Here is an 8,545-nt window from a genome sequence, read left to right as displayed (position 1 = left end):
CCCCCCGTCCCCCCCTACCCCCCGGTTTTGCCCGCCCGCCCCCCCCCCCCCGCGCCCCCCCCCCCGCCCGCCCCCCCCCCCGGCCCCCCCCCGCCCCCCCCCCCGGGGGGGGGGGGGGCCCGTCGTCGTCGGTCCGGCCGGGGCCGACGCCGTGTCAGGCCTTGGTGGCGTCCTTCTCGTCGTCCTCGACCGGAGCCTCGGCGGCGGTCTCGGCGGAGTCGTCGACGAGCGCCTCCTCGACGGGCTCGGCCGCGACGTCCTCGACCGACTCGTCCGCGGCGGCGTCCTCGTCGTCCGAGCCGATGAACTCGGTGAGGTCCACGACGTTGCCCGCCGTGTCCTTGACCTCGATCTGGCGCAGCGCGACCGCGAGCGACTTCGAGCGCGCGACCTCGCCGACCATCGCGGGGATCTGGCCGCCCTGGTCGAGCGACTGGATGAACTGGTTCGGGTCCATCCCGTACTGACGCGAGGCGCTCACGAGGTACTCGAGGAGCTCGTTCTGCGCGACCTTGATCTCGAGCTGCTCGGCGAGGGTGTCGAGCAGGATCTGGTTGCGGATCGCGTCGGTCGCCTCGACGGTGACCTCGGCGCGGTGGGTCTCGTCCTCCAGGCGGCCCTCGGACTCGAGGTGACGGTGCACCTCGGCCTCGACGACGCCCGACGGGACGGGGATCTCGACGGCGTCGTTGAGCGCCTTGAGGAGCTCGTCGCGCGCGGCCACGGCCTGGTTCGAGGTCTTGATGCTCGCGACCTGCTCGCGCAGGTCGGCGTTGAGCTCCTCGAGCGTGTCGAACTCGGACGCGAGCTGGGCGAAGTCGTCGTCCGCCTCGGGCAGGTCGCGCTGCTTGACGGACGTCGCCGTGACGGTGACGGTCGCCTCCTCGCCCGCGTGCTCGCCGCCGGCGAGCGGCGCGGTGAACGTCGTCGTCTCGTCGGCCGAGAGGCCGGTGAGCGCCTCGTCGAGGCCCTCGAGCATGTTGCCCGAGCCGATCTGGTAGCTGACGCCGGAGACCGAGTCGACCTCCTCGCCGTCGATCTCGGCCTTGAGGTCGAGCACGACGAAGTCGCCCTCGGCGGCCGGGCGGTCCACGCCCACGAGGGTGCCGAAGCGCTCGCGCAGCGCGTCGAGGCGCTCCGTGACGTCCTCGTCGGTGACCTCGGCCGGCTCGACCGTGATGCTCAGCGAGTCGAGCGCGGGCAGCGTGATCTCGGGGCGGACCTCGACCTCGGCGGTGAAGACCAGCTGGCCCTCGCCGGCCTTCGCCGGGATCTCGGTGACCTCGACCTCGGGCTGGCCGAGCGGGCGCAGGCTCTCCTCGCTGGCGGCCTGGCGGTAGAAGCCCGAGAGGCCGTCGTTGACGGCGTGCTCGATGACGGCGCCCCAGCCGACGCGCTGGTCGATCACGCGCGGCGGGACCTTGCCCTTGCGGAAGCCGGGGATGTTCACCTGCTCCGCGATGTGCTTGTAGGCGTGCTCGATGCTCGGCTTGAGCTCGTCGTACTCCACCTCGACGGTCAGCTTGACCTTGGTGGGGTCCAGGGTCTCGACGGCGCTCTTCACTTCGATGGTCTCCAACTGATCGGGGCGGGCCGCGGACGGCCGGGGACGGCACCGCACGCGGGCGTACGGGCAACCGTCCTATCGTACGCGAGCGGTCAAGCGCCCGGGACGCCCGGCCCGTCCGCACGTCCCGCACGGGTCACTCCGACGCGCGCGGCCCGGGACGCCCGACGACGAGCAGGACGGCGACCCCGACGACCGCCGTCGCGACGACCGTCTGCCACCGCAGGCCGACGACGCCGAGCACGTCGAGCAGCACCGCCGTGACCATCTGCCCGCCGACGACGGCGAGGGTGAGGACGAACGTGCCGAGGTGCCGCACCGCGTACGCCGCCGCGACGGTGACGAGCGTGCCGAGCGGGCCGCCCAGGTACAGCCACCACTGCGGGGGCAGCGCGACGCCGTCGAGCCCGCCCACCGCGGCGACGACCGCGCACACGAGCGAGATGCCGACGAGACCGCCCGTGACCGACGTGAGCGTCGCGACGACGGGGTCCCCCGAGAGCTGGGTGACGCGGCCGTTGCCGGCCTGCTGCCCGCACAGGACGGCGCCGCCGACGAACAGCGCGAGGCCGGCCACGACGGCGGCCCACCCGGTCTCGGCGCCCGCCCCGCCGAGCACGGCGATCCCGAGCCCGGCGACGGCGGCGACGCCGGCCGCCGCGCGGCGCGCCGTGAGCCGCAGCGGCGCGGGCAGCCCGACCCCCCGGGCGTCGAGCGCGAGCCCCGCCACGGTCTGGCCCGCGACCGAGCACACGGTCGCGACCGCGACGCCGACGAGCGGGACGCCCGCCGCCATGGCGACCACGACCGGGACGCTGCACAGTCCGACGGCGAACCACCACCAGGACGCGGACGCGCGCAGGACGCGGACGGTCGCGCGGGTGCGGCGGAGCGCGACGACCACGAGGACGGTGGCGAGCAGCGTGCCGACGTAGGAGAGCCACGCGGCGACGACGGGACCGGTCCCCGCGGTGGCGAGGTCGCCGTTGAGCCGCCCCTGGAGCGAGAGCACCGCGCCGCTGCCCGCCGCGACGAGCGCCGCGAGGGTCGCGTGCGCGGCGACGGGGCGGGCCTGCGGCGGGGACGGGGTCACGGGCACCTCTCGGGGACGGGGCCGGTGCGCCGGCCCGGCACGTCGACGACGTCCCGCGGCGCCCGTCGGGCACCGCGCGAAGGTCGGGGTGACAGGATTTGAACCTGCGACCTTCCGCTCCCAAAGCGGACGCGCTACCAACCTGCGCCACACCCCGCGGACCGCCGCGCCGGGCGGGCCAGGGCAAGTGTACTGGCGGGCGCGCACGCTCCTGCCGGGCCGACCGGCGCCGACGCGCGCGCGGTCCCGGGACCGCCGAGGTTTGCTAGGGTGGCGCCCGCAGGTCGGCGCCGTGCCGTCCCCGGGCCGCCGGCCCGAGCGACGCTCCCGCGACCCGCGCGGGCGTAGCTCAATGGTAGAGCCCCAGTCTTCCAAACTGGCTACGCGGGTTCGATTCCCGTCGCCCGCTCCGACCGACCCGAACGACCACCCGGGCGCCCCGCCACCACGGCGAGGCGCCCGTCGTCGTGGTGGGCACGTCGCCGCGGACCGGCGTCCACCCGTCGGACGCGCGTCCGCGACGCGTTGCAGGCCGGGGACGTGGACCGATAGCCTCAGGGGGAACGCACCGCTCGCCGCGCCGGCCCACCGGCGCCCCGCCCGGTGCGACCGACCAGGAGGAGCGAGGAATGACCGCGACGAGCGCGCGTCCTGCATCGCTGCACCGCGCCGTGTCGCGCACCTCCTGTTGTCGCTGTCTCGGCTGTCGCTGACGCCCGCCGCCGTCCCCGCGCGCCCTGCGCGCCGCCGCCGCACCGTCAGCCGCTCCTCGTCCCGCCTTCGTCCGCGCGCGCCCGCGCCGGGGCCGCGAGACGCTGGACCCGGCCGCGGACGACGGCCCCCGAACCCCCGATCGGTACCCCCACCCCGGCTCTCCCCGAGCCGTCGACAGAAGAGGAAGACATGGCACGCATCTACGACGACGTCACGAAGCTCGTCGGCAACACCCCCCTGGTCCGGCTCAACAAGCTCACCGAGGGCCTCGGCGCCACCGTCGTGGGCAAGCTCGAGTTCTACAACCCGGCGAACTCGGTGAAGGACCGCATCGGCGTCGCGATCGTCGACGCCGCCGAGGCGTCGGGCGAGCTGAAGCCGGGCGGGACGATCGTCGAGGCGACGTCGGGCAACACGGGCATCGCGCTCGCGATGGTCGGGGCCGCGCGCGGCTACGACGTCGTGCTGACGATGCCCGAGACGATGTCGAAGGAGCGCCGCGCTCTCCTGCGCGCGTTCGGCGCCGAGCTCATCCTCACCCCGGGCTCGGAGGGCATGAAGGGCGCGGTCAACCGCGCGGACGAGATCGTCGCCGAGCGCGAGGGCGCGATCCTCGCGCGCCAGTTCGCGAACGAGGCCAACCCCGAGATCCACCGCCGCACGACGGCCGAGGAGATCTGGGCCGACACCGACGGCGAGGTCGACATCGTCGTCGCGGGCATCGGCACGGGCGGCACGATCACCGGCGTGGGCCAGGTGCTCAAGGAGCGCAAGCCCGGCGTGCAGATCGTCGCCGTCGAGCCGGAGGAGTCGGCCATCCTCAACGGCGGGCAGCCCGGCCCGCACAAGATCCAGGGCATCGGCGCGAACTTCGTGCCGGAGATCCTCGACACCTCCGTCTACGACGAGGTGATCGACGTCAACGCCGAGACGGCCGTCGAGTACGCGCGCCGCGCCGCCAAGGAGGAGGGCCTGCTCGTCGGGATCTCGTCCGGCGCCGCGATCGCGGCCGCGCTGCGGCTCGCGGAGCGCCCCGAGAACGCCGGGAAGCTCATCGTGACGATCATCCCGTCGTTCGGCGAGCGCTACCTGTCGTCCGTCCTCTACGCCGACCTGCTGGACTGACGTGACGCAGCCCCTCCCCCGCGGACGGACGGCCGGCCACCGGCTGCGCCGGTTCGTGCGCGTCCTCGGCGAGGACCTCGAGGCGGCCCGGCGGCGCGACCCCGCCGCGCGCAGCCGCCTCGAGGTCGCGCTCGCCTACCCCGGCGTGCACGCGGTCTGGGCGTACCGCCTCGCGCACCGCATGTGGCGCGAGCCGCTGCTGCGCCTGCCCGCGCGGCTCGTGTCGCAGGCGGCGCGCGCGCTCACGGGCGTGGAGATCCACCCCGGCGCGCGCATCGGCCGGCGCCTGTTCATCGACCACGGCATGGGGGTCGTGGTCGGCGAGACGGCGGTGGTCGGCGACGACGTCGTGCTGTTCCACACGTCGACGCTCGGCGGGCGGTCGATGAAGCGCGGCAAGCGGCACCCGACGCTCGGGGACCGCGTCGTCGTCGGCGCGGGGGCGAAGATCCTCGGTCCGGTGTGGGTCGGCGACGACGTGCAGGTGGGGGCGAACGCCGTCGTCGTCAAGGACGTGCCCGCGGGCGCGGTCGCGGTGGGCGTCCCGGCGCGCGTGCGGATGCCGTCCGGCACGCCCGCGGCGCGGGACGCGGTCGAGGACCCGTCCCTGCTGATCGAGTACGTCATCTAGGGGGTCGCGCCCGCCCGGGCCCGGCGCGAGGGGCCGTCGTCCGCGAGGACGGCGGCCCCTCGCCGCGTCCCGAGCGGCGTCCGGGCCGCGTCCGGGCCTCGTCCGGGCGGCGTCCGGGCGGCGTCCGGGCGGCGTCCGGGCGGCGTCCGGGCGGCACGGTGATCCACCCCGCGGGATCCGCTAGGGTGGTGGCGGGCGGTACCCGAGACTCCGCGTACCGGATACCCCCTGCCCGGCCCGCGGACCGGGTACCGCCCACCTCTGCCGCCGCGCGGCACCGGTCCCCCGACCGCACCGCCGCCCGCCCCGGCACCGACCCGTACGACCCTCGACGAGGAGGAGCGCGCATGCGTCTCGGCATCCACACCGGCTACTGGTCGGCCGGCCCTCCGGACGGCATCCAGGACGCGGTCGTCGCCGCGGACCGCCTCGGCGTGGACTCGGTGTGGACCGCGGAGGCCTACGGCTCCGACGCGTTCACGCCGCTCGCGTGGTGGGGCTCGCGCACGAGCCGCATCCGCCTCGGGACGGCCGTCGCGCAGCTCTCCGCGCGCACCCCGACCGCGACGGCCATGGCCGCGCTGACGATGGACCACCTCTCGGGCGGCCGGTTCGTGCTCGGCCTCGGGGTCTCGGGCCCGCAGGTGGTCGAGGGCTGGTACGGCCAGCCGTACGCGAAGCCGCTCGCGCGCACGCGCGAGTACGTGCAGGTCGTGCGCGACGTGCTGCGCCGCGAGGCGCCCGTGACGTCGGCCGGGCCGCACTACCCGCTCCCCCTGCCCGAGGGCACGGGCCTCGGCAAGCCCCTGCGCTCGACCGTCCACCCGCTGCGCGCCGACCTGCCGATCCACCTCGCGGCCGAGGGGCCCAGGAACATCGCCCTCGCGGCCGAGATCGCCGACGGCTGGCTCCCGCTGTTCTACTCCCCGCGCATGGACGCGACGTTCCGCGAGCTGCTCGCCGACGGCTTCGCGCGGCGCGCGCCCGAGCGCTCGCCCGAGTCCGCGTTCGAGGTGAGCGCGACCGTCCCCGTCGTGGTGCGCGAGCACGTCGAGCAGGCCGCGGACCAGGTGCGCCCGTTCCTCGCGCTGTACGTGGGCGGGATGGGCGCCAAGGGCGCGAACTTCCACCGCGACGCGCTCGACCGCCTCGGGTACGCCGAGGCGTGCGACGAGATCCAGGCGCACTACCTCGCGGGCCGCAAGGACCTCGCCGCCGCCGCGGTCCCGACCGCGATGGTGGAGGACGTCGCGCTCGTCGGCCCGCCGGACAAGATCGCGCGCGACCTCGCGGCGTGGCGCGAGACCGCCGTCACGACGCTCCTCGTCCAGGGCGACGCGACCGCCGTGACGACGCTCGCGCCGCTCCTCGCGCAGACCTCCTGAGGCACCGCGGGGGCCGGGTGGCGCGGCGCCGCTCGCGCGCTCGCGTCAGTCGGCCCCGGGCCCGTCGGAGCCGGGGAACCAGACGGCGCGGCGCAGGTCGACCCGGCGCCCGTCGCGCGTCAGCGGGCAGCCCTCGGCGCGCAGCTCGGCGAGCGCGGCGTCGAGGTGGTGCGCGGGTGGCGACCCCGCCGCGTTGACGACGCGCCACCACGGGACGGGGGCGCCGTCGTCGTCCACGCCGGACGACCCGGCGAGCACCTGCCCGACCTGCCGCGGCCCGCCGCGACCCAGGGACTCGGCGACGATCTCCGCGACGAGCCCGTACGTCGTCGCACGCGCCGGGGGGACCTGCCGCACGAGCGCGAGAACCGCCGCCGCGTACTGCGCCGCGAGCGCCGTGCGGTCGGGCTCGTGGGTCCGGGTGCCGCCGGGTGGCCCGCCCGTCGTGCGACCGCGCGTGCCTCGTGCCATGCGCACCGACTCTAGCCGCCCGGATTGTCCTGGCGCGACGACGGACGAGCCGCGAGGATCGGCGCATGACCGACCACCACCCCGCCGCGCTCCCCGACGGCTACGAGCTCGTCCCCCTGACCGTGGCCGACCACCGCGACGTGCTCGAGCTCGACACGACGACGTTCCCGTCACCCGTCGAGGTCGACGAGCTCGTCGACCTCCCGTTCCCCCTCACGTGGGAGCGCGCGCTCGGGGTGGTGCGCGAGCACGCGGACGACGACGCCGCGCCGGTGGACGGTGCGCGGCCCGTGCGGCGCGAGCTCGTGGCGATGCACGCGTCGTACCCGTTCTCGCGGTTCCCCGTCCCCGGGTCGACGGCGCCCGTCGCGGGGCTGACGTGGGTGGGCGTGCACCCCGGGCACCGGCGCCGCGGGATCCTCTCCGCGATGATCGACACGCACCTCGCGCGGTGCCGCGAGCGTGGCGAGCCCGTGTCCGCGCTGTTCGCCGCGGAGGCCGCGATTTACGGACGCTTCGGGTACGGCAAGGCCGCGGACGACGTGCGGCTGACCGTCCCGCGCGGCGCCGCGCTGCGCGACGTGCCGGGGGCCGAGCGGCACACGGTCCGCATCGAGCGCGCGGACCGGGCCCGCCACGGCGCGCTGGTCGCGGACCTGCACGCGCGCGCGGGCGCCGACCCGACGGGCCAGGGCGCGGGCGTCAACCGGCCCGGGTGGGCGGCGCGCGAGACGCCCGAGCTCGACGCCATGTTCTGGGACGACGCGAAGGTGTGGCGCAAGGACCGCGAGCCGACGCGCATCGCGATCGTCGAGCTCGACGGCGAACCGCGTGGGTACGCCCGGTTCCACCGCAAGCTCTCGTGGGACGTGACCGGCCCGCGCGGCCCCGTGAGCGCGGGCGAGGTCGTGGCCCTGGACGCCGCGGCGGCGCGCGCGCTGTGGGGCGTGCTCACCGACCTCGACCTCACGCACGAGGTCACGCCGTTCATGCTCCCGGTCGACGACGCCGTGACGAGCCTGCTCGTCGACCCGCGCTCCGCGTCCCCGCGCCTCGCGGACAACCTCTGGGTGCGGGTCGTGGACGTCGCGGCGGCCCTCGCGGCGCGGCGGTACCCGGCAGACGTCGACGTCGTGCTCCACGTGACCGACGCCCGGCTGCCCCTCAACGCGGGTCACTGGCGCCTGCGCGCGACGGCCTTCGGCGAGGCGACGGTCGAGCGCACCGAGGACGCCGCCGACCTCTCGCTCGACGTGCGCGAGCTCGGTGCGGCCTACCTCGGCGGCACGTCGCTCGCGGCCCTCGGTGCGGCAGGGCTCGTCACCGCGCACTCCGCCGGGGCGCTCGCGCGCGCGAGCGCGGCGTTCGGGTGGCCCGTCGCGCCCGTGTGCAGCTGGGTCTTCTGACGCGGGCTCCGGCGTCACACGACCCGCGGGCGCGTCCGGGTACTGCCCGCCGCCCCCCCCCGGGGGAGGGCGGGGAGACCCCCCCCCCCAAAACGGTTGCGGCCGGGGGCGGCCTTGGCAACCAGGGGCGGGCCCACACCCCGCCCCGGAAGC

At 76.2% G+C, this 8,545-nt stretch carries 7 protein-coding genes and 2 tRNA genes; 5 read left to right on the top strand and 4 right to left on the bottom strand.

Translation table 11 applies throughout. From position 1 onward, the window contains the following. Positions 1–154: 154 nt before the first annotated feature. From tig to GYH36_RS18275, 3 genes are all read right to left on the bottom strand, one after another. Positions 155–1,564 (bottom strand): trigger factor, encoded by a 1,410-nt coding sequence (gene tig / locus GYH36_RS18285; RefSeq protein ID WP_162290592.1) that lies wholly within the window; start codon positions 1,562–1,564, stop codon positions 155–157. A gap of 139 nt (positions 1,565–1,703) precedes the next feature. Next, complete coding sequence (locus tag GYH36_RS20425) at positions 1,704–2,660, bottom strand: DMT family transporter (protein ID WP_162290590.1); 957 nt, start codon at positions 2,658–2,660, stop codon at positions 1,704–1,706. A gap of 83 nt (positions 2,661–2,743) precedes the next feature. Further along, a tRNA-Pro gene (locus tag GYH36_RS18275) sits at positions 2,744–2,817 on the bottom strand. Positions 2,818–2,998: 181 nt separating this feature from the next. Between GYH36_RS18275 and GYH36_RS18270 the strand changes: the two genes are divergently transcribed. The 4 genes from GYH36_RS18270 (at position 2,999) to GYH36_RS18255 (ending at position 6,515) form a co-directional block, all read left to right on the top strand. Then, a tRNA-Gly gene (locus GYH36_RS18270) sits at positions 2,999–3,069 on the top strand. Positions 3,070–3,563: 494 nt separating this feature from the next. Beyond that, the gene (cysK, locus tag GYH36_RS18265; RefSeq protein ID WP_024842206.1) at positions 3,564–4,499 is read left to right on the top strand and encodes a cysteine synthase A; all 936 of its coding nucleotides are present in this window, start codon (positions 3,564–3,566) and stop codon (positions 4,497–4,499) included. A gap of 1 nt (position 4,500) precedes the next feature. Next, positions 4,501–5,130 carry a serine O-acetyltransferase EpsC gene (epsC, locus tag GYH36_RS18260; protein WP_024842205.1) on the top strand — a complete coding sequence of 210 codons (630 nt, stop codon included), beginning with the start codon at positions 4,501–4,503 and terminating at the stop codon, positions 5,128–5,130. Positions 5,131–5,477: 347 nt separating this feature from the next. Then, on the top strand, positions 5,478–6,515 hold the full coding sequence (locus tag GYH36_RS18255; protein WP_115942332.1) for an LLM class F420-dependent oxidoreductase: 1,038 nt from the start codon (positions 5,478–5,480) through the stop codon (positions 6,513–6,515). Between the two features lie 45 nt (positions 6,516–6,560). On the opposite strand, the gene GYH36_RS18250 is transcribed toward GYH36_RS18255, so the two are convergent. Next, positions 6,561–6,986, bottom strand: a complete 426-nt coding sequence (locus tag GYH36_RS18250; protein ID WP_162290589.1) for an MGMT family protein — start codon at positions 6,984–6,986, stop codon at positions 6,561–6,563. Between the two features lie 65 nt (positions 6,987–7,051). On the opposite strand from GYH36_RS18250, the gene GYH36_RS18245 reads away from it, so the two are divergent. Beyond that, positions 7,052–8,392 (top strand): GNAT family N-acetyltransferase, encoded by a 1,341-nt coding sequence (locus GYH36_RS18245; RefSeq protein WP_162290588.1) that lies wholly within the window; start codon positions 7,052–7,054, stop codon positions 8,390–8,392. Positions 8,393–8,545 lie beyond the last annotated feature (153 nt).

This window comes from Cellulosimicrobium composti (genome assembly GCF_010287905.1).
GTDB lineage: Bacteria > Actinomycetota > Actinomycetes > Actinomycetales > Cellulomonadaceae > Cellulosimicrobium > Cellulosimicrobium composti.
The sequence above is the reverse complement of the archived record's forward strand: the minus strand, read 5'-3'. Positions and strand labels throughout refer to the sequence as shown.